General features: G+C 48.1%; 20 protein-coding genes and 1 other annotated feature. Of the genes, 11 read left to right on the top strand and 9 right to left on the bottom strand.

The window, feature by feature from the left end; translation table 11 throughout:
- Nucleotides 1–68 precede the first annotated feature (68 nt).
- The 4 genes from KJS69_RS28440 to KJS69_RS28425 form a co-directional block, all read right to left on the bottom strand.
- Complete coding sequence (locus tag KJS69_RS28440) at nt 69–812, bottom strand: WecB/TagA/CpsF family glycosyltransferase (RefSeq protein ID WP_213587524.1); 744 nt, start codon at nt 810–812, stop codon at nt 69–71.
- Between the two features lie 166 nt (nt 813–978).
- Nucleotides 979–1,488, bottom strand: a complete 510-nt coding sequence (locus tag KJS69_RS28435) for an NUDIX hydrolase (protein ID WP_213587522.1) — start codon at nt 1,486–1,488, stop codon at nt 979–981.
- A gap of 176 nt (nt 1,489–1,664) precedes the next feature.
- Entirely contained in the window at nt 1,665–3,212 is a 1,548-nt protein-coding gene (locus KJS69_RS28430; RefSeq protein WP_213587520.1) for a 2-isopropylmalate synthase, read from the bottom strand.
- Nucleotides 3,213–3,280: 68 nt separating this feature from the next.
- The gene (locus tag KJS69_RS28425; RefSeq protein WP_213587518.1) at nt 3,281–3,592 is read right to left on the bottom strand and encodes a hypothetical protein; all 312 of its coding nucleotides are present in this window, start codon (nt 3,590–3,592) and stop codon (nt 3,281–3,283) included.
- Between the two features lie 44 nt (nt 3,593–3,636).
- Nucleotides 3,637–3,933: a binding site (T-box leader), on the bottom strand.
- Nucleotides 3,934–4,208: 275 nt separating this feature from the next.
- Between KJS69_RS28425 and KJS69_RS28420 the strand changes: the two genes are divergently transcribed.
- The 4 genes from KJS69_RS28420 to KJS69_RS28405 all read left to right on the top strand — a co-directional run bounded on the left by KJS69_RS28420 (nt 4,209) and on the right by KJS69_RS28405 (nt 6,423).
- On the top strand, nt 4,209–4,823 hold the full coding sequence (locus KJS69_RS28420; protein WP_213587516.1) for a DUF2975 domain-containing protein: 615 nt from the start codon (nt 4,209–4,211) through the stop codon (nt 4,821–4,823).
- 18 nt (nt 4,824–4,841) lie between these two features.
- The gene (locus KJS69_RS28415) at nt 4,842–5,054 is read left to right on the top strand and encodes a helix-turn-helix domain-containing protein (protein ID WP_213587514.1); all 213 of its coding nucleotides are present in this window, start codon (nt 4,842–4,844) and stop codon (nt 5,052–5,054) included.
- A gap of 463 nt (nt 5,055–5,517) precedes the next feature.
- On the top strand, nt 5,518–5,781 hold the full coding sequence (locus tag KJS69_RS28410) for a hypothetical protein (protein WP_213587512.1): 264 nt from the start codon (nt 5,518–5,520) through the stop codon (nt 5,779–5,781).
- A 105-nt stretch (nt 5,782–5,886) separates the two neighbouring features.
- Nucleotides 5,887–6,423 (top strand): DUF6273 domain-containing protein, encoded by a 537-nt coding sequence (locus KJS69_RS28405; protein ID WP_249730749.1) that lies wholly within the window; start codon nt 5,887–5,889, stop codon nt 6,421–6,423.
- A 119-nt stretch (nt 6,424–6,542) separates the two neighbouring features.
- On the opposite strand, the gene KJS69_RS28400 is transcribed toward KJS69_RS28405, so the two are convergent.
- Nucleotides 6,543–7,793 carry a CAP and S-layer homology domain-containing protein gene (locus KJS69_RS28400; RefSeq protein WP_213587510.1) on the bottom strand — a complete coding sequence of 417 codons (1,251 nt, stop codon included), beginning with the start codon at nt 7,791–7,793 and terminating at the stop codon, nt 6,543–6,545.
- A 333-nt stretch (nt 7,794–8,126) separates the two neighbouring features.
- On the opposite strand from KJS69_RS28400, the gene KJS69_RS28395 reads away from it, so the two are divergent.
- Nucleotides 8,127–8,891, top strand: coding sequence for an exodeoxyribonuclease III (locus tag KJS69_RS28395; RefSeq protein WP_213587508.1), 765 nt, complete (start codon nt 8,127–8,129; stop codon nt 8,889–8,891).
- Between the two features lie 216 nt (nt 8,892–9,107).
- On the opposite strand, the gene KJS69_RS28390 is transcribed toward KJS69_RS28395, so the two are convergent.
- On the bottom strand, nt 9,108–10,895 hold the full coding sequence (locus tag KJS69_RS28390) for a WG repeat-containing protein (protein ID WP_213587507.1): 1,788 nt from the start codon (nt 10,893–10,895) through the stop codon (nt 9,108–9,110).
- A gap of 407 nt (nt 10,896–11,302) precedes the next feature.
- Here KJS69_RS28390 and KJS69_RS28385 point away from each other — a divergent pair, with 407 nt between their 5' ends.
- Entirely contained in the window at nt 11,303–12,160 is an 858-nt protein-coding gene (locus KJS69_RS28385; RefSeq protein WP_213587505.1) for an SMR family transporter, read from the top strand.
- Between the two features lie 38 nt (nt 12,161–12,198).
- Nucleotides 12,199–13,059, top strand: coding sequence for an alkaline phosphatase family protein (locus KJS69_RS28380; protein ID WP_213587503.1), 861 nt, complete (start codon nt 12,199–12,201; stop codon nt 13,057–13,059).
- Nucleotides 13,060–13,140: 81 nt separating this feature from the next.
- Here KJS69_RS28380 and KJS69_RS28375 read toward each other — a convergent pair whose 3' ends face one another.
- On the bottom strand, nt 13,141–13,923 hold the full coding sequence (locus tag KJS69_RS28375; RefSeq protein WP_213587501.1) for a DeoR/GlpR family DNA-binding transcription regulator: 783 nt from the start codon (nt 13,921–13,923) through the stop codon (nt 13,141–13,143).
- A 187-nt stretch (nt 13,924–14,110) separates the two neighbouring features.
- On the opposite strand from KJS69_RS28375, the gene KJS69_RS28370 reads away from it, so the two are divergent.
- Nucleotides 14,111–15,736, top strand: coding sequence for a WG repeat-containing protein (locus KJS69_RS28370; protein ID WP_213587499.1), 1,626 nt, complete (start codon nt 14,111–14,113; stop codon nt 15,734–15,736).
- Nucleotides 15,737–16,460: 724 nt separating this feature from the next.
- Here KJS69_RS28370 and KJS69_RS28365 read toward each other — a convergent pair.
- Together KJS69_RS28365 and KJS69_RS28360 are read right to left on the bottom strand one after the other, a co-directional pair.
- Entirely contained in the window at nt 16,461–17,840 is a 1,380-nt protein-coding gene (locus tag KJS69_RS28365) for a serine hydrolase (protein WP_213587497.1), read from the bottom strand.
- Between the two features lie 149 nt (nt 17,841–17,989).
- A complete protein-coding gene (locus tag KJS69_RS28360) occupies nt 17,990–18,460 on the bottom strand; it encodes a MarR family winged helix-turn-helix transcriptional regulator (protein WP_213587495.1) in 471 nt (156 codons plus the stop codon).
- A 277-nt stretch (nt 18,461–18,737) separates the two neighbouring features.
- Between KJS69_RS28360 and KJS69_RS28355 the strand changes: the two genes are divergently transcribed.
- Genes KJS69_RS28355 through KJS69_RS28345 form a run of 3 tightly spaced genes read left to right on the top strand, consistent with a single transcriptional unit; the run spans nt 18,738 to nt 21,225 of the window.
- A complete protein-coding gene (locus KJS69_RS28355) occupies nt 18,738–19,472 on the top strand; it encodes an ABC transporter ATP-binding protein (RefSeq protein WP_213587493.1) in 735 nt (244 codons plus the stop codon).
- On the top strand, nt 19,469–20,509 hold the full coding sequence (locus tag KJS69_RS28350) for an ABC transporter permease (RefSeq protein WP_213587491.1): 1,041 nt from the start codon (nt 19,469–19,471) through the stop codon (nt 20,507–20,509). Before KJS69_RS28355 ends, KJS69_RS28350 begins: the two co-directional genes overlap by 4 nt.
- 41 nt (nt 20,510–20,550) lie before the next feature.
- Nucleotides 20,551–21,225 carry a TetR/AcrR family transcriptional regulator gene (locus KJS69_RS28345; RefSeq protein ID WP_213587489.1) on the top strand — a complete coding sequence of 225 codons (675 nt, stop codon included), beginning with the start codon at nt 20,551–20,553 and terminating at the stop codon, nt 21,223–21,225.
- The last annotated feature ends 168 nt before the right edge of the window (nt 21,226–21,393 follow it).

Raw genomic sequence — 21,393 nt, 5'->3', positions numbered from 1 at the left:
GAAGAAGCTCAGGATGACCGGACAAGCCCGATCGTCTGAGCTTCTTTTCCTTATCTATTCGCGACTCGCTATTCATTACGGGTCAAATACGCCTTCACCGCAAATTTGGGCAAAACGAGCTGTCGTCTCCAACGGGATGGCTGCCGAAGAAGCCGATACAGCCATTCCAGATTAAGCCGTTTCCATATCTCGGGAGCGCCCTTCACTTTACCCGCTATGACATCGAGACTGCCGCCCACCCCAATGGCCACTTTGGCTCCAAGCTGATTCTTGTAATGGTGAATCCATTTTTCCGCACGTGGTATTCCTAACGCCACTATAAGAAAATCCGGCTGAGCCTTCCGTATTTCGGTGACGAGTCTGTCTTCCTCTTCCGGGGCAAAAAATCCATGATGACTCCCTGCGATTTGCACCCCGGGATAACGATTCCGGATGATTTCTACCGCTTTCCGGTTAGTCTCCTCATCCGTACCCAAGAAATAAAAAGACCAGCCGTGCTGACCGCCAGCCTCCAGCAGCCGAAGCAAAAGGTCATACCCGGTTACCCTCTCCGGCACAGGCTCCCCTTTCCACTTGGCAGCCATCACCATGCCAATACCATCCGGAGTCACCAGCTCGGCCTCATGGATGATTTGTTTAAGCTCTTGATCGTGCTGCTGGTTCATAACCATCTCCGGATTCGCGGTCACCACATGACACAGCTCCGTTCCACCGGTCTTCAATCGCTCCGTCAGCCACTGCACCGTCTGATCCATACTCAGCTTGGCAACCGGAACTCCCATAATGCGAACCACGTCATTAACGTCTTTCATCTTAACCAACTCTCCTAGTAATCTCATAATGGGATGGGGAGGATTCCGCCGCTTCCCCTTTCAAAGCGATAGAATCTCCTCGCCTTTTATTCTTCTCAAGATATATGAATATATAGGGGATTGAATTTACATTTTCGTCCGATTCTCCGTATCCAATAATCCGCACCTAAATGAGCTTAACCGGCGATTCAGCAACGATACCGGAAGTTAGTTTCACGGAAGAATAACTGACCAGCCTCCCATCAACGAATACAAATTGATGATCATACGCTGACGGATCGTTAAGAAGCAGGGGCAAATAGTGCCGGGCATGAGAGGGAATTCCTTCGTTCCTCGGGTCGAGCACCCATTCGACCGGCTTCCAATCGAGTATTCCCTCTTCTGTCAAGCGAGGAGTGGCGTAACGTTCAGGATCAGGAAGCTCCGTCAAAAAGGCATACATTCCCCCGAAAGAGGCTCCCTCTACCTCCCAGGTTATCTTTCCTTTGTCTTTGACGCTATTCAAAAGAAGACCGGTTTCTTCCGCAACCTCCCTCAGGACGCTGTTCACAGGAGTTTCCCCCGGCTCAAGCTTGCCTCCTACTCCGTGCCACAATCCCATAACCGGAGGTGATTTCCGATTTAATAATAGTAGACTATCCTTCCATCGTATATAGCAAATCGTATATTTGAGCATTCCTCGTCCCCACTCCTATCTTCAAGCGTATCGCCCCATCCCTTCCGCTCCATTCTTATATAGTCTAACATTCCGGCGATTCTCTGGCTATTCCGGACTGCACCAGACTCGGTCCCGCAGCGTCATCTCCACCGGAAAATTACCGGTTTGCCAGGAAGTGAATATGGATACATGGCTTATCGCATAACCGCTTGATTGCATGCGGAGATGTAAGCTTGCGCGGCGGCAAGAACGATGTCCTTGTGCATCGAAGTTCCTCGATACGTCTGCTCGTCATGGGTAATCGTAACGATTGCCTCACCGTGCGCTTCTTCTCCGGATGATAAGGAATGAATCTCCAAATCTTCGAATTCGGCGGCTACCGGAATCGCTTGCTGAATACAGTTGATTACAGCCTCGAGCGGACCGTCGCCAACCCCGGAGTAGGACTGCTCCATTCCTTGTCGTTGATCGCGAATCGTTACCGAAGCGACGCGGGCCCGCTGGCTTCCGGCCACAACCTGCAGATCGATGAGCGAGTATGCCTCCACGGCTTCATCCTGACGAACGGAATGCCCGACAATTTCCAGCAAGCGGTCATCTGTTACGATTTTCTGCTCATCGGCGACTTCCTTAAACTGCCGGTAAACGGTCTCCAGTTCCCCTTCATTCAACGTAACGCCAAATTGCGCAATCCGGTGCTTCAGGGCGTGTCGTCCCGAATGTTTGCCCAGAATAATCATGCTGCGCGGAATTCCCAGCTGCTCCGGATCCATAATTTCATAGGTGCTGCGGTGCTTTAACAAACCGTCCTGGTGGATTCCCGATTCATGCTGGAAAGCATTGCGTCCCACAACCGGTTTATTGTAGGCAATGGGAAAATGCATCGCCCGGCTGACCATCCGCGAGGTTTCGTAAATATGTTCTGACGATATTCCCGTTCCAACCTGAAGCGCCGCTTTTCGCGTTTCTATTGCCATAACCAGCTCCTCCAGGGAACAATTCCCCGTCCGCTCTCCGACACCGTTCATCGTCACCTCAATTTGCGATGCTCCCGCTTGGATTGCCGCCAAGCTATTGGCTACCGCCAGCCCCAGATCATTATGGCAATGGGCGCTGTATTGCACCGTATCTCCGCCGCGCGCTTCTTGACGAACTCTGCGGAACATATTCCCGTATTCCTCCGGCAGCGCGTAACCGACCGTATCCGGCAAGTTAATGATCGTTGCTCCTTCAGCAATAACAGCCTCGACCATCTCCACCAGAAAATTAATGTCGGTACGAGTGGCATCCATTGTCGTGAATTCGATGGTATTTACATACTGTTTGGCATAGGCGACCATTTCCCGGGCCATCGCCACCACCTCCTGACGGGACTTCCGCAGTTGATGCTGCAAATGAATATCCGAGGAGGACAGGAACATGTGAATTCGGCGGCGTTCCGCATCTTGAGTCGCCTTCAGCGCCGCGTCGATATCCTCTTTAACCGCACGGCCGAAGCCACAAATTTCAACCTGCTGCAGCTCCCGGGAAATTTGCCGTACCGCTGCGAATTCCCCTGGGCTGGAAATAGGAAACCCAGGCTCCATTACATCAACGCCTAATTTCGCAAGCTGGTGTGCCAGCACCATTTTTTGCTCAAAGGTTAAAGTCGCTCCTGGAGCCTGCTCTCCATCTCTCAAGGTCGTATCAAAAATTTGTATTTTACGAATATTTTCTTGGTTAACATTCCCTTTGCTGTTCATTGCCACCCAGCTCCTTTTGCTATTCGTTTCGTCGAAATTAAATACCAAAAACGCCTGCCATCTCCATATCAAGAGACGACAGGCGTTAAACACCTTCGCGGTACCACTCTCGTTGGCTGCCCGAAGCAGCCCACCTTGTTCCCCAATGCATACACATCAAGCCTTGGGACATCCGTTAACGGGGATGAGTTCGTAACGATATAGTAAGCCTGGGGGATGCCTTGCTTCTGCATCTTCCCTGACGGTTTCACCGTTCCGCTTCCAGACGAGTTCGAGCCTGCCTTCGACTGCGTCGCACCTTCCCGCAGCTCTCTGATTCCCGGCGCTTGCTCTACTGCTTCTGTTCGTTGCGTTTTATGCTGTATAGGTTTGATTTCCAAAAATAGAGGTTCAAAAATACATACAAAAAAGCCTGCCATCTCTTCTAAGAGACGACAGGCTGTTAGTCCAATCGCGGTACCACTCTTGTTGGGGCATCCCTTCGATATGCCACCCACCTCAAGCAACGAAGCTGTGTCCGGACGACAACTTCGCTGCACCCGATCACGGAGGTCAACCGTAACGATGTACTGTCTTGATGTGGAATACAGCGTGACTCTATTCCTTCAAAGTTCCATCGTTCCACTTCCAGGCGAGATTCCGTTCCACCTTCGGCTGCGTTGCACCACCCCGCAGTTCTCTAAACCCAGTGACACGTACTACTCCTGTTCATTGTGTTTTTAATATTGGCCATTAATTGTTAGTTATTATAGTCCGCTAAAAATTAAATGTCAATTCATCATTTACGGATTTGTAATAAAATTGTTGTTGGCTACCACTCCCAACACACAGAGACACCCAAGTTTAACCCATTTATTGAACAGAGTGGGCAGATTTTTCTTAATTTTATTAATACAAATCATAAATTAATTATCGTTTATCATTAAATTTTTATTGTTTAACATTTTAAACCCTGTTATGCTATTAAAAACAAGAAAAAGGAGGGAAAAACGAGGGATGGGAAATAATACGAAAGCTGCCGCCCATTTTCAAAAAATGTATGTATTGCTTCAGTGGCTTTTGTGGGGAGTAATTCTTGTTTTTATCCTGTTGGTAGCATCCGATGTTTGGATCAGCCTGAAGCCACAGGAGCAGTTCACCGCAGAGAAAGGGATCGCGCATTGGTCATTCTCCGTCGCATTGTCCGAGACGACTTCGCGCAGCATCTTAATCCCCTTTCAGCTTTTTCAACCGATCAGTCCCGATAAATTTAGCGCCAAATCCGCCTTTTTGGTCACAGAGCTTTCCAGCACGTTCCTTACTTTCATTACCTACATCTATTCGATATTACAAATAAGAAATATAATAGGTTCTATGGTCAAAGGAAACCGGCCTTTTGATAAAGCGAATATTGTCCGTTTGAAGAGACTTGGCATAGCGGTCATTCTGTACTCCCTGCTGGCAAAGCTTATAATCAATGTTCTCTGTTGGGTTTTTGTCAACCATATTTTCGCGATCAACTTGTCTGGCATATCCTTGAAGGGAGTTATCATCGGTCTGCTGGTCCTAATCGTCTCCGACGTATTTAAGCACGGGGTTTACCTACAGGAGGAGCATGATATGACAATATGAATGATGGGGTTGAGCACAATGCCGATTATTATCCGCTTAGATCGGGTATTGGCTGATAAAAAAATGAAATTGAACGATTTGGCTGATCAAATCGGCATTTCTAACGTCAATTTATCGAATCTGAAAACAGGCAAAGTTAAAGCGATTCGCTTCTCCACACTGGAAGCCATTTGTGAAACCCTTGACTGCCAGCCTGGGGATATCCTCGAATATGTTCACGATGAAGAGTGATTTATGTAAGTATTTCAATTCTCGCGATTGGCTATTAAATATGGACGAATATTTCAATAGCGCTATCTATATATGTTGAACTAAAGAAAGCTATCATTCCGTTCCGAAGGAAAGTGCCTCCGAAGCTTCAAACATCATACTCCTTCCCCAAAAAGTGAAGATGAGCTTCGAAGCAATTCCAGGTACTTTTCGGGGACCCCGAAACCAACAGATTCCTTCTATATAGATGGGCCTTCGGATGGTTGGAATACAAAGCCAAAACTCGCCCTGGAAGCATCTTTCTTTCTCCACTTCATGAGCTAATCATTAGTTCAATTTATATATCAAGATAATACAATATCAAAAGTATAATATTATTATCAATAATAATATTATTATTGTTATCACTATGTTTAAATTATTGTTTTCCCTATGAAAAAATGATATAATATAGGAACAAATATTCGCACGGAGGTGATGCCCTTTGTCTGAACAAAAGCTAAACCAGATCGAGACCATGTTGAGTGATCTTATTCTATCTATAGGAACGATTAAAGCCGTCATTGAAGAAATGAAGGATGAGAACCAGAGAAGGTTTGAGCAAATTGACAAGCGGTTCGAGCAGGTAGATAAAAGGTTTGATGAAGTTATGTACGAGCTAAGGGAAAATAAGGTTGAGCATCAATATATGGCCGCGAGAATTTTTCAGAACGAGATGGATATTGATAAAGTAAAGAAGATCAAATAACGACATAAGAAGACCGGAAGCTTCTCTCCATTCGAGATTAGCCTCCGGTTTTTTAGATCGATTAAATGGCGGGTTCTTCAAAATTCAGGAAGCGAGCTGTTTGTTTTGAGTGAGTATATTTTGGACTGCAAGAGGTATCACGGCAAGAGCGCGAATCTGAAGTGGCGTGATTGCATGGAAATGACGTGGCATGACTGCGATTTGCGCGAATGGCTGAATGATGAATTCTATAACGCCGCATTCAGTGACGCTGAAAAGCAATTCATAAAGACAACTCATTGCACGGACAACGGAGAGGGCTGCCCGGATACGGAGGACAAGGTCTTTCTGCTAAGCGTTGCCGAGATAAACGATTTATCCGAGAGCCACGGCAAGGATTTGAGGCGCGCTGTTGGAACCGATTTTGCCAAGACGAAAAAGCCCGATGGATGCAGCTTATATGTATATGATAAAACGAACAAAGATAACTATATCATCAGAGACGGCGAAGAAGTTGGCTTTTCCTGGTGGTGGCTGCGAACACAAGGAAACAAGCCTTCACGTGCGTTTTTTGTAGGTACAGGTTGCAGTGTTCGCAGCTATGGGAATAACAGTATAGACGGTTATGGTGTGCGTCCTGCTTTAAATATGAATCTTTCATGATAAAGATGGAAACCGAGAAAATACCCAACCAACAACTATGAATGTAAAATGGAGAAGGGCGAATTATAAGCCCTTTCCACTCTAAAATCTGAATACCCATTATTTTTTATGAGCTTTCTCTATTCAAAATATCCATTCGGATCTTCTTCGATCCCGAACCAGACATGAGCGTAGTTTCCTTCCACAGAGACTCCCATGAATCGAAGTTTACTCCAATAATCGACTCCAATTATGACGTCATTATGTCCTGGGCTTTTCTTCCATCCCTCTAACGCATTAGTTGGTGTAGCCTCCAGAGAGTTCCAATACGATATTTCAAAGCCAAGTCCCTCATAGCTGTTATTAGTGATTTCTTTAGGCTTGTCCCACATAAGGGAGGCGTTCTTATGGTCTCTTGTGTAGCAGCCCCCTGTCCAATCTCCCTTATCCGACCAACTGTGCAAATTGCAATCTTCCCCAGAAGGCTGGTTAACATGGGAGTCATACACATGATAGCGCGCCACTTTGGTCAAGGACTTGGATACTTGCATAGCGGGCAGCCCGAGCTCTTCCCGATACTCATTAATGAGATCGGCCAATTGTTGCTCTTTGCTGCTCAAAGGGGACATCCCATCCTGCAACAATAGATGATCGTATTCGCTCAGTCCTTCTTCCGCCCCGGTATCTGCTGCAGAAATTTCTTGCCCTATTTCACGATCCCGATCCTGACTTCGCTCCCCATCCGATGGATGCGGTTCCTTGTTGCGGGCCTCCGACACTTCCTCTTTCTTCACTTCCGGTTCAGCTTCCCGCGGACGGGGTGAAATATCCTCCATCCCTTGTTCACGCAGGTTTTTAATAAATTGGACGGCTTCAGCGCGCGTCAAGGAATCCTGCCCTTGATAGCCTTCAACCGTTGGCGCGGTTTTCCCGGAGCTATATTTCTTATCCAGCAGATACTGAATAGCATTGCTGCCTGTGTAATGGGTGCCATCCGCTGCCGCGATAATCTCGGCTATGCCCGCTCGAGTAATGACGGTATCCCGATATGTATCCACGTCATAGCTTCGAACAGGATAATTATTCTCCTTTGCTATCTGGTAGATGGGATCGGCCCAATGCTGCCCCGCGTTGCCGGCATCCACCGTTCGGAAATTGCGGATAAACATCGTCAGAAACTCAGCTTCGGTCACCTCATCGCCTGGACGAAAGGTTCCATCCGAATACCCCTGAACTACTTCATTCCCTGAAGCCCACTCAATAGCCTGATATGCCCAGTGCGTTTCATTAATATCAGTAAACCCGGAATCTGCGGCCTTGACGGATAACGCCATGCTGATGACGAAGCACATGACCAAAAAGCTGACCCTAGCCGATTTTAATTTCTTCACTTCCATCCCCCACATCCCAATTTATACAACTCATTCAACCAAATTTATAAAGAATCTCATATCTCTATTATCGGTCGAAAGAACTATTCCAGTTATACTTGAAAGGGACGAATTTATAAAATTAGGCCTTCATACCCAAAACACAAAGGCCAGCGACCTTCCCTATTCACAAAAAATAAGGCCAGCACTCCGGCTTATATGCTAAACTTATGATGGAACTAATTAAGAAATACGAGGAGGAAGGAAGGGGCCCGTGGTAGACCGGGGGTAAGGCTATTCTCGCTGGTTTATTTACTATTATGACAAAAGTCACGGCACCTGCTGCACATGATCATGAAGTTAATATCCTGGAACGTTAACGGACTCCGATCCTGTATCCGTAAAGGCTTCTATTCCTATTTCGAGGAAGTAAACGCCGATATTTTCTGTATCCAAGAGACCAAGCTGCAGGAAGGACAACTCCAACTGGAGCTAGGTGGGGAATATACGACTTATTGGAATTATGCTTCCAAAAAAGGCTACTCGGGCACCGCCGTATTCACCAAACTTGAACCTCTCTCCGTTCGCTACGGCCTGGAAGAGGATCAAGAGCAAGAGGGGCGAATTCTAACACTGGAATTCGAAGGCTTTTATCTGGTCAATGTATATACTCCTAATGCCAGACGCGATTTATCCCGACTTGCGTACCGGCTGGAATGGGAGGACCGGTTTCTTGCTTATCTTCTGCAGTTGGATGCAGTAAAGCCGGTTATTATTTGCGGTGATCTAAATGTCGCTCATCAGGAAATCGATTTGAAGAATGCGAAGTCGAATCGGGGCAACTCGGGATTTACATCGGAAGAACGGGACAAGATGACTCAATTGCTGAATGCGGGATTCATCGATACCTTCCGGCATTTCTATCCCGAGCAGGCGGACTCTTACACCTGGTGGTCTTACATGCCCAAGGTGCGAGAGCGCAACATTGGATGGCGAATTGATTATTTTCTCGCTTCTTCACGATTAGCCCCTTATCTGATCGATTCGCAAATAGCTTCGGAGATATCAGGCAGCGACCACTGTCCAATCATTCTAACCCTTTCGGAAATACCCGGATAATCGCCAGGCCAAGGATAAACGCCTGCGGCGTCCATGATCTCTGATCAAGAAAGCCTGCGTTTACTGGCGAAAATTTACCAATAACGATTTTTTGTAAATTATATAGTTTCAAGAAAAATACCAAAACCAGCCGCAAGACAGGTTTTGGTATTTATAAATTCTGCTGTAATTAAAATCTATTCCCATAAGACGCATTCTGCCTAGCGGACTTGCTCTTTAATTTTTAGCTAACCGCAAAATAGTCATATAAGCCTGTTGGCGTGTATAAGTCCCTTCCGGAACAAAGTGCCGGTCCCCCATCCCGCTCATAATTTCTGCCGAGAAAACAAAATCAACGGCATCCTTCGCCCAAGCGGCAATGTTGTCCTGATCCGCAAAACCCGATGGGGATACGGGCATATCTATTCCGAGCACCTTCGCAGTATTCTTGAGCATGACCGCGGCTTCCTGTCGGGTTATAGGATCATCCGGCACAAATAATCCTTCCCCTCTTCCGCTCACAATGCCCAGCTTATTAGCAGCTGTAATAAATGCATCCTGCGTATCGTTAAAAGGATTATCGTTTAAATCCAACCCTCTTTCCGACAGGATGTTTTCCAAGGAGCGGCCCGTCTGAACGGTTAGAAAATGGACTGCCAAGAAGCAGAAGTCTTGTCGGGAAATTTTATCCTTATATCCGCTCTGTAAGATGGAAGGGATTAGGCCGCCTTCTATAGCTTCGTCCACCTCGCTGGCAGCCCAATCATCCGGGACATCGGCGAGGGGAGGAGCCGAATCGGCCGCAACAGTTGGCTGAGCGATGGCCCCCCATTTCTCGCCTTTTTTAACCCAAGCCAGACCTTCGCTAAAGTTATAGGCATCCTCATATTGAGGCTCGATCACTTCCCGGCCCTGCTTATCAACGTACCCGAATTTACCGTCTCTCCTGACTACCGCAAGGCCGTCTGCAAATTCGGCGGCATAATCATACTGGAGAGGAATAACCTCCTGGCCAGTCTTATCTACAAATCCAAGTTTATTACGGAGTTCCACTCTCGCCAGACCATCTATAAATGAATACATATAATCGTATTTCGGTTCGATGACGACTTGACCCGTCTGAGCGATGGCCCCCCACCGTCCCTTTGACTTAAACACGGACAGGCCTTCGCTAAAATATGACAGAATATCATATTTTAGCTCGATCACTTCTTGACCATTCTTGTCGATCATGCCGCTTTTATTGTTCTTTGAGACTAACGCATATCCATCCTCATAGTCCAACACCCGGTCATAGACAGGCGGAACTTTCTCCGCTCCTGTTAGATCGATAAACCCGTACTGGTTGTCCTTCTCCGCTACCGCCATGCCATCGACAAAGTCCCATACATAATCATGTTGACGCCAGAAAACGATGTTACCCGACCTATCAATGAAACCTTCTTTGCCATCCAAAATAACGAGAGCCCGCCCATCGCTAAAGCCGTACGCGACATCGAATTTAAAAGGGATAACCTCTTTGCCCGTTTCGTCGATAAAGCCGTACTTTCCGTTCTTCTTCACGGATGCAAGCCCCTCGTTCCCCTGCCATTTATAATTATCATATTGGGGCTTAACAATTTCCCTGCCCGACTTGTCGATAAGGCCCCAAAAATTATTTTTTTGAACAGCCCAGACATCGCCAAATATCTCTACTCTGGAATATTGGGGTTGGACCACTACGCGGCCTGTGTGGTCAATAAAGCCGTATTGTCCCGATTGTCCAACAAAATCAGCATAGCCGCCCTTAAAAAAATTGATGCCCACATACTGAGGCTTAACGACTTCATGGCCTGTCTTATCTACAACCCCCCACTTTCCACCCAATTGAACGCTCGTCAATCCTTCAGTGAAGTAAAGATCCACATCATCATATTTCGGTTCAATCACGAAAGCCGGAGCTTCGGCAGCCCTCCCTACCGGAGTGCCACCGAACATTAACAGAGCGCATACCACAACCAACCATCGTTTCTTCATGTTTTTCATCCACTCTCCCTCATCGCATTAACCCCTTGGAAGCGGATGGCCGGAATCGCCAAAAAACCCACCCCAAGGACAAGTGACGGCCGCAGGTGGGTTGTCATCGGATCAGCACTTAGAAGGTGTTTCCCATCCAAGCCAATGAAACAGCCGAAATTGTAAGCGTATCCGGCCTTTCAGATGCCAGTATAGCATAGGGATATCCACCCATCAATTACATTCCTCCATATTCATCCTTGTAAAATAAGGTCACCCGCAGGAATAGGTTCATGATCTTGAGCCAGAGAACATAACTACCATGGAAAAACCAAATAAAAACAACAAAAACCACATTTTATATTGCTTTTTTGTGGCATATCCCTTTATTATGAAGAGGATAATATTCCTGCTGCAGGAAAAGAGATGATCTGATAATGACTTCGTTAGCGATTCTATTGGTGCTAGGTTCCGGTCTGGCCCATGCCGTCTGGAACCTGTTTACGAAAAGAAGCCGGGATAAGGCCGTCTTTCTATGGCTGATCCACATCATGGCCGCAGTGTTATTTTTGCCGTATTTTATTTATGAGCTGACGCATATTCATCTGACAGGGCCGCTGCTTCTATGGATCGCGCTGTCCATGGGCTTTCAGGGCGCATACTTTGTTCTGCTGTCGAAAGCCTATTCGCATGGCGATATGTCCCAGGTCTACCCGATCATGAGGGGTACAGGCGCTTTGCTAGTTCCCGTCATGAGCACCTTCATTTATGACGAATCTCTATCGCTAATAGGTTGGCTGGGATTGGGTCTCATCATTGTCGGCTTATTTGTCATCAGCAATTTATCCAGCCAGCCGGGCGTCCAGTCTAACGCGTTGACTCCACTCGCGGTTGGGCTGGCCTTATCCGTCGGCCTGTGCATTACCGGCTATACCTTGACCGACAAACAGATCGTGACCCAGATGTCACCGTTTGCCCTGATCGAAATCTCCAATATAGGTTATGTTCTGGTGGGGACTCGTTATGTATGGAAGTCCGGCCTGATCAGGACAGAATGGCAGATGAATTGGCGCACAATTGTGCTCGGTTCTTTTCTCTCTCCCGGCTCCTATCTGTTATTTCTGTTCGCCCTGCAGCTGGCTCCGCTGGCCGCTATTGCGCCTATTCGGGAAGTCGGTACCGTGTTCGGGACGCTGCTCGGTATTTTGCTGCTAAAGGAGCAGCAGGGAATGCGCAGAATCATCATGGCTTCGGTGATTACGTTCGGAATTGTCGCAATAGCTCTATGGGGATAGCCCTGGGCAATATTACAATGGGAAAGAGGTTGAATGAAATGAACACGAAAGAGCTTCAGAGCGGGGATAAGGCCATCTGCAAAAGAGTGATTATCATTGGTTTGGACGGCGCGGGCAACTTCATTAAAGACACGCCCACACCCCATATTCATCGTGTGCTGCAGAACGGGGCCTATACCTACAATGCCCAAACGGTCTTCCCTTCCATCAGCGCACAGTGCTGGGGATCGATGTTCCATGGGGTCGATCCGGCCAAACACGGGCTTGATAATACAAAGGCCTTCGAGGAGAAATATCCGGATGATTCTCCATATCCGTCTTTTATGAAGCTGGCCAAAGAACAGTGGCCGGAAGGCAGGCTCGCCGCTTTCTGTGAATGGCGGCCCATTATTCATGGAATCATCGAAGAGTCCTGCGGCTTCGACGCCTTGTCCTTGCCGGATCCTGAATTGGCCGCCTCGGCTGTAGAATATATCCGCAATCATCCTGATCTTAGAATGATGTTTATTCATTTCGGCGAGCCTGATTATACCGGCCATGAATTCGGCTACGGGGCCCATGTGCCTGAATATTTGGCGAAGATAACGGAGACGGATCGCTATGTCGGGCAGGTGCTGGATGCCATTCGTGAAGCCGGCTGGCTGGAGGACAGCCTCATCATTCTTACTTCCGATCATGGCGGAGGCGGTGATCATCCGCGGGGACATGGCAGCGGCGATCCACAGGATATGACGGTTTTCTGGGGCTGCCACGGCCCCCATATCCAGCCCGGCACCCAGTTGACGGGAGAGATTTCGCTCAAGGATACCGCTTCTATCGTTGCCTATGCACTCGGTTTGCCGCCTTGCGAGGCCTGGGAAGGCAAGGTTCCCGCAAATCTGTTTACGCGGAAGGAATAGCCCGCTCCGCTAGGCCCCCTTTAGGCAGCACCAGTTGTCTTTCTTTAGCAGAGTGAAGAGCCGTCAGCGGATAACAGCCCGTCAGGGAACGACGATCCAGCGGGTATCCGCTGCTTCCAATGCCGTTTGCCACTCTGGAGGCGGCGGATTTTCACATAGGATAGCGTGAATCTCGTGCAGGCCGGCAATTCGATAACTGGCACGAGTTCTGATTTTCGAGGAATCCGCGACAATAAAGGCCTCTTTCGTTCGCCGGATCACTTTGGCCGCCAGCATCGACTTGCTGCCGTCATAACCGGTAAAACCGGCTTCGGGGTCCATTCCATCTATGGAAATAAACGCCTTCGTAAAATAGAAAGAGTCCATCATATGCTCGGTGAGGGAACCCGCCGTTCTGGCGTGACCGGAGTTGACTTCTCCGCCGATAAATATGATTTTACCGTGAAATGATTGTTTGTTCGTGTAGTCCATCAACGCCGAAGCCGCGGGGAAGGAATTGGTAAACACCGTAAGGCCGCGAATCTGCTGCAGATAAGAGATCATCTTCAAAGTGGTCGTTCCCTCATCGACAAATATAGTATCGCCGGGGTTAACCATGGCGGCCGCCTGGTGGCCAATTCTTTTCTTGGCCTCCACATTAACCACTTCTCGGACAAGGTGAGGCGCCTCTTCCCCGTCCAGTGTTTTGACCGCGCCCCCATATACCTTCTTAAGCTTCCCCGCCCCTTCCAGCTCGTCCAAATCCCTGCGAATGGTTTCTGTGGATACCTTCAATGCTTTAGCCAGGGTCCCGGTTTCTACCCTTCCCTTCATTTCCAGCATATGAAGTATTTTGTTCTTCCTTTCTTCCCCTTGCAGTGACACATTCCCGCCCCCTTAACTTCTATAATCTTAACATATACGAGATATTTGAATAAGTATACAGCCAATCCCAGTTCCGAAAAGAGGATTTTGTGGCAGCCTGTCGAACGAATGAAGGGATAACCATCTAAATTTTGGCAAATTCGAAGCCTGTCGAAGGACAAAGTGGAAAGAAAGGAGATTTTTCACCGTGACTAAACGCTCTTCTTTAAAACGCGTGTTCAGCATTATGGGTTGTGCTGTCATGATGCTTAGCACAACTCATGTGGCCTTCGCACAATCCCCGAAATATGCCATCCCTCCTCAATTCGAGGCAGCATGGCCCTTTAGCGAGGGACTGGCACAGATTGAACAGGACGGCCAACGTGGCTTTATTGACCGAACGGGTCAAATCGTCATCCCTATGCAACACGAATACACCGATAATTACAATGACTACACATGGAATTTCAGCGAAGGTATGGCAAAAATTTTAAGGGCGGGGAAATATGGATTTATAGATAAAACAGGCAAAGAAGTGATTCCCCCGCAATACGATAATAGCTTGGATTTCTTCAGTGAAGGCTTGGCAGCGGTCAGCAAAGCCAACAAATGGGGTTTTATTGATATAAACGGACATGAGGTCGTTAAGCTGCAGTATGATGAGGTCGGAACTTTCTACGAAGGCCGTGCATGGGTCAAAAGAAACAAGAAATACGGATTTATCGACACGACCGGTAAAGAAATCATTCCGCTTCAATATGAATCGGTGAGTCCCTTTAGCGATGGCCTGGCGTCCGTGACGAAAAATGGCAAGAGCGGGCTCATAGATCTATGGGGAAATGAAGTTGATCTGGGCACGACCTACGATTATATTATCGGTTTTGATGAAGGAATGGGGGTAGTCATTAAAGAAGAAAACTACGATATTAAATATGGGTTCATTGACAAAACCGGCAAAGAAGTGGTCAAGCCGCAGTATGAACGTGTGCTTGGCTTTAAGGAGGGAATCGCCAGAGTTCAACAGAACGGGGTTTGGGGCTTTATTGACAAAACCGGGAAGGAAATCGTCAAGCCTCAATATCATAATGCTAGTGATTTTAGCGAAGGATTGGCACGAGTCAGCAAAAATCTGAAATACGGATTTATTGATAAAACGGGGAAGGAAGTCATTGAACTTCAATACGACTTTGCATGGGATTTCAACGATGGGCTGGCTCCGGTTCAGAAGTTTGACAAGTGGGGCTATCTCTCCCACCCCCAGCCGGACGCGGGATTCGCTCTGCCTTCCAGCGGGGATTCTCCCGATGACTGGGCAGAAGACGGGATAGCGCTTGCCATTCAGGTCGGGATTATTCCCCCTGCGCTGCAGAGCGACTATAGGAACAAGATCACCCGACAACAATTCAGCACACTTGTCATCCATTTCATCGAGGCTCAGACAGCCACCAGCATGGATCGCTTTCTATTAGAGAAAGGCGTTTCGTTGCCCGAATCTCCCTTTACCGACACCATGGATAAGGACGTTCTCGCTGCCTATACCCTTGGGATTGTGTCCGGAAAGGGTGCGGGCCGCTTCGATCCCGACGGCACCCTGACGCGGGAGGAAGCAGCCGTTATGCTAAGAAATACCGCCAACGTATTGGATCTGGATACGGAAGCCCCTCCTGTAAGCTTCGCAGATAACGAACATATCGCCAGTTGGGCTGTCGATTCCGTTGCTTATGTGTCTTCCCGGGGCATTATGAGCGGCATCGGAAATAATGAATTTGATCCCAAGGGCTCTTACACACGTCAACAAGCCTTTTTGACGGTCTTGCGATTATTTGATCCATGAATGAAAAACATCATATACACAAGCTTGACCTTGCCGGAGCTGGATGATTTATACATTATGGAATGGAGGGATAGGTTAATAGCACCCCAGAGCCTAGCCCTCTAATACGCGGGTGTGCCGCTATTGATAATACGGATAAGGGCCCCGCCATTATCAGCTGGTGCCTTACGGATTGGGTAGTCGGTAATGAATGTGAGTTCGGCATTCAAACGGATAAGAACTATCGAAGAAACGGGTGGGCGCGCAAAACAGCATTAGCCGCGCTCTCCCTCGCCAAAAAGCGGGGCATAACAAGGGTGGGGTGGCAACGTTACTAGTGCCACTGGCGTTACAAGAAAGATACGATGCGAAAAGTGCTGTGCTTTTAATATAGTGGTCTGTAGTTAGGCAGAAAAAAATGAAGGTGCAAATATGCACCCCCATTCTACAGTCTTAGCCATTTTTGAGCTTAGGGTGTAAAAATGCACTCTATTTTCAACGTTTTATGAAAATCGACGTTTCGCCAAAATTAGAGGGTACTCTTGCACTTCAATATCCATTTTCGGAGAAATGGTTGGATTAAGAGGCATTTTTACACTTCAATTCTTCCTATGTGGCAGCTGCTAGATTCAGGGACACTATTGCACAGATTTGAGTGCCCCAGTAGGAGTCCTTGAAAAGCTAAATGGAATTTCTGTCAAGAAGCGAAGCGAGGGATAACTGTCCGCTTATATTGCCGATCGCCCTAATCAATCCGAACCGCTTGAGTCTCCGTCCCCTCCTGGAAAATAACCAGCTTCTCCGCCTTGTCCTCCCCGTCCTGCACGACGAATTTCACTTCCACCGGAACGGAACGAACGAAGAACCGCGTTTCGTTAGCTGGATAGAGCTCCAGCCGCACTTTGCCGGTGATCTGCAAGTAGAGTCTGTCCTCCTCCACCAGAACAACTGCAGCGGTCCCCTCTCCACCGCCCTCGCTGTCATCCAGCCGGTACGTTCCGACATAGCGCTCATACAGGCCAGGGTCTACGACAGCAAGCTTCCTTTGCTCCGGGCGCCGTGGAGTATCATAAGGGAGATCGAACAAAATTTGTTCGGCCGCTGCCAGAATCGCTTGGTTGAATTCTACGTCCTGCTCCATGTTGCTCAAATAAATCAGCGTCCTATCGGCGTCGATATAGCGGATCAGGTTAGTGGCGTATCCTGGCCACCCTCCGCTGTGACTAACGGCTCTGCCCTTTCCCTCATTCGCTTCCAATATCCAGCCGAAACCGTAGTCGAAGGTCTCGCCGTTGTTCAAGCGAACCGGCGCAAATGCCTCCTCCAGCGCTTGCTTGCTCACAAGCTCTCCGGCATATAGTGCCCGATCTAACTTGAGCAGATCGGTTAAATTCGAGTTCACGGTTCCGTCCCCCTGGATGCCATCCAGGAACACAACGTAATTCGTTTCCGGCACATCGTCGGGCAGCTCGTAACGAGCGGAATGAAGATCGTAGATATAGCCGAAGGCATAATCAGGAATTGCCTCCCACCTATACCTCCGATTGTAGATTCTCGTATCGGTCATGCCTAACGGGCTAAACACGCTTTCCTTCATAAAGTCAGCGAACCGCTGTCCCGTTACCCGCTCAATAATGATCGCCAGCAGCACATAACCGGTGTTACTGTATAACCAGTTTTCATTAGGTTCGAAATAGACCGGAGGCCGATGTTGAATCAACAGCTCCAGAACATCTGCATTCGTCGCAATTCGTGTACGGTCCCAGTGCTCGAAGAACAAGTCCATATAATCCGGCAAGCCCGACGTATGACAGAGCAGCTGCCGTACGGTAACCCCCTTGTAAGGAAGCTCCGGCACCCATCGTTCAATTAGATCGTCATAGGCCAGCTTTCCCTGCTCTTTAAGCACTATGACGCCCAAGGCTGTGAACGGCTTCGATAGTGAGGCCAATTCGAACACGGAGTTTGTCGTCAACCGACGGCCCTTGGATAGATCGGCCTCCCCGAAGGCAGCTTGATAAATGATTTCCCCATGCTCGGCAGCCATGAGGACTCCATTCACCTCACCCTTTTCTCCCATGTCCCCGAACAATCGTTCCAAACGCTGTCTCTTCGTGCTTTCCATGTGATCCTCTCCCTTTTCCATATAAAATATAAGGCAAATAAATAATGATTATCATTAATTATTAGTCTTAATTATTAATTCATCTTAACTATTGGACAAAGAAGAATTACGCCTTTCATTCAAGGCACTTCTTCTGTTCCACTTGCTGTTCACTCCTCCTCCGAGACGCCGTTCAGTTCCTTCTCTACAATCCCCTTAAGCTTCAGGATGGTGTTCTTCAATGCGACGACTTCCTCGAAATCGAGCTGGGAATAAAAGCGTTCAATGATCGATCGTTCCATCTGCTCTTCCTTGACGAAGTGCTCTATCCCCCGTTTGTCCAAACGAACGAATATTTCCCTGCGATTGTGCGGATTAATCTCCCGGCTTACATACTTGGCCTTCTCCAGCTTGCTGATGATTTGACTGACCGCACTGGAGGAAACCTTCATCCGTTCCGCAATTTCGCTGACTGTTAATCGCTCGTGCTTATGAACGAATTCCAGCAGAATAGTCTGCTTAGTCGTAATTTCGCTATCAAACAGCGATTCATGGGCCTGAACCAGCATGATGTTCATAGCATAATCGGCTTCATTCATCTCTTTGACGACACGGATCAGCTCGGGATTCACCTTCTCCATCTAAATACATTCACACCCTTCATAATTAAGCTACCTTAATTATTATAATGATTAACAAATGAATTTGCAACCCACTGAATTGGACGGAGCTCAATCGATCGAGAACGGTATCCAGGACACCGGACAGCTGGTACGCCTAAGTCGTTCAGCCAATACAAATTTTTAAATCCTAATGTGAAAAAAACAATAGCCTACTTGATGCTCACAAACTTAAGGTGTATATTTAGATTATTCATTCGAGTGAGTAATCACTCATTTTTAAAAAGAGGTGTTTACGATGCGAGAATCTGCTGACATTTGTATCGACGTGCAACATGTTTTTCGCAAATTTGACGACAAAGAAATCATCCGGGACATGAGTCTGCAAGTTAGCAAAAGTGAAATTTTCGGACTTCTCGGTCCGTCCGGTTCCGGCAAAACCACCCTGGTCAAAATGATCGCCGGCATCGACGAAGCGACAAGCGGACAAATTGAAGTGCTGGGTACCCCTATGCCTAAGCTTGCGATGATGAACCGAATGGGTTACATGTCTCAATCCGACGCCTTATATACGGAGCTGACAGCCAAAGAGAACATGGAGTTCTTCGGCGCACTCTTCGGCCTTCGCAGCGGACAGCTAAAGAAACGAATGCTCGAGGTGATGGAGCTAGTCGATTTAACCCCTCATCTGCGTCGTCCCGTCGGTGCCTTCTCCGGGGGAATGAAGCGCCGATTGTCGCTCGCTATTGCGCTTCTTCACCAACCGGAGGTGCTGATCCTGGATGAGCCGACCGTGGGCATCGATCCCGTGCTCCGCAAATCAATCTGGGAGGAGCTGGATAACCAAAGCAAGCAAGGAACAACGATCATCGTAACGACCCACGTCATGGATGAAGCTGATAAATGCCATCGGCTCGGTATGATTCGCGAAGGAAGCCTTATAGCCGCAGGAACGCTGGAGCAGTTGAAGCAGGAAACCGGCAGCGCCACATTGGAAGAAGCATTTCTGTACTATGGAGGTGTACGCGCATGAGAATTCGCGCCCTTATTGTCCGGATCATCCGGCAATTCCTGCATGATAAACGAACGATGGCATTACTGATCGCGGCCCCGCTTCTGGTCCTGTCCCTCATGTATCTGGTTTTCAACGGCGATACTTATGAGCCTAAGCTGGGTGTTGTGCAAATGCCCGAAGCATTGACCCAGAGCTTGAGCACAAACGGTGCTTCCGTGATAACATTCGGCACTGCTAATGAAGCGGATGAAGCACTGGCAAGGCAAGAAATCGACGCTGTGATCAAGTTGGATAACAATACTCCCCACGTGACATTGGAAGGCAGCGATGCCGCCAAGAACAGAGCAGTGATGGTGGTTATACAGCAAACGATGCAGGGGCAGACTCCGGTACAAGGTCAGACCTCCTCCCCTCCCGCTCCGGTCTTTGACTATTTGCACGGGTCGAAGGAGATGACCTCATTTGATCATTTCAGTCCGGTATTGATCGGCTTATTTGCGTTCTTCTTCGTTTTCCTGATCGCAGGGGTCTCCTTCTTGAAGGAGCGAACCAGCGGAACCTTGGAGCGCCTTCTGGCCACTCCGCTGCGCCGCTCAGAGATCGTGACCGGCTACATGGCGGGATTCGGCCTATTTACCACATTGCAGGCGGTACTTATCGCCGGATATACGATCGGCATACTGGGCAGCTTCATGGCTGGATCGTTTGGGTACGTGCTGCTGATCATGCTGCTTTTGTCCTTGACGGCACTCAGCTTCGGCACCTTCTTATCGGCATTCGCGAACACAGAATTTCAAATGATTCAATTCATCCCGCTTGTCATTGTACCCCAAGTGTTTTTCTCGGGATTATTCGATCTGGGAAGCATGTCGCCGTGGCTTCGCTGGCTATCCCATCTCATGCCGCTTAAATACGGGGCCGATGCTCTCCGCAGCATTATGATCCGCGGGGAAGGCTGGAGCTCTATTGCTATGGATGTTTACATTCTGCTGGCGTTAACACTGCTCTTCATGGCAGCCAATGTGCTCGCGTTGCGCAAGCATCGAAAAATATAGTACTCTAATGGAAATAAAAGCAGCATGGGAAGGGGATCTCTATGTCAGATCAAAAAGAGCAATGGCTGGAGGACCTGATCCGATTGACGGAGGAAGGCGAACAGATCAAAACAGATAAGCAGGCCAAGATTCTGGAGGCCGCCATAGAAATATTTTCAGAAAAAGGCTACGCCGCCACCTCCACTAGTGAAATCGCGCAAAAAGCAGGCGTCGCAGAAGGAACGATATTCCGCCACTACAAAACAAAAAAGGACCTCCTGCTATCCATCGCCGGGCCTATTGCGATCAAGCTAGTAGCCCCTTTTCTCGTTCGTGATTTTGCCAAACTGCTGGATGTGCCCTACCAACAAGCGGATGATTTCTTTCGAGCGATTGCCCGAGACCGGATTCAGTTTGCACGCAAAAACATCAAACTGCTTAAAATCCTGTTCCAAGAGGTGCCTTTTCAACCTGAGCTGATGGAACAGATCAAAGCCTTGGCAACCAATATTGTAGTCTCTCGCATCCAGAAAGTCATTAAGCACTTTCAAGAGCAAGGGCAGATCGTCGAAGCACCGCCTTGGCGCATCATTCGTTCTGCGGCCAGTATGCTGATGGGCATGATCGTCTTTCATGTGTTTCTTGTGCCGGAATTTCCTCTGAATGAGGAAGAGGAAATTGACCGTACGATTGATCTGCTGATGTATGGCATCGCGGGAAGGCAGAATGAGACGTAGATTTTCATCAGGATCTATAAACAAGAATGACCCACCTCAAGTGTTATGCTCCCCTTGAGGTAGACAGTTGAAATAATAAAACTGTTTACTGTAAGGAGGAGCGTTTTTTCATGTCTCATAAAGCAAAAGTATCAGGATCAGAAAAGATCGCAGCTATTGAAAAGTATT

The organism is Paenibacillus sp. J2TS4 (genome assembly GCF_018403245.1).
GTDB lineage: Bacteria > Bacillota > Bacilli > Paenibacillales > NBRC-103111 > Paenibacillus_L.
This window is presented reverse-complemented; position numbering and strand designations above follow the sequence as displayed.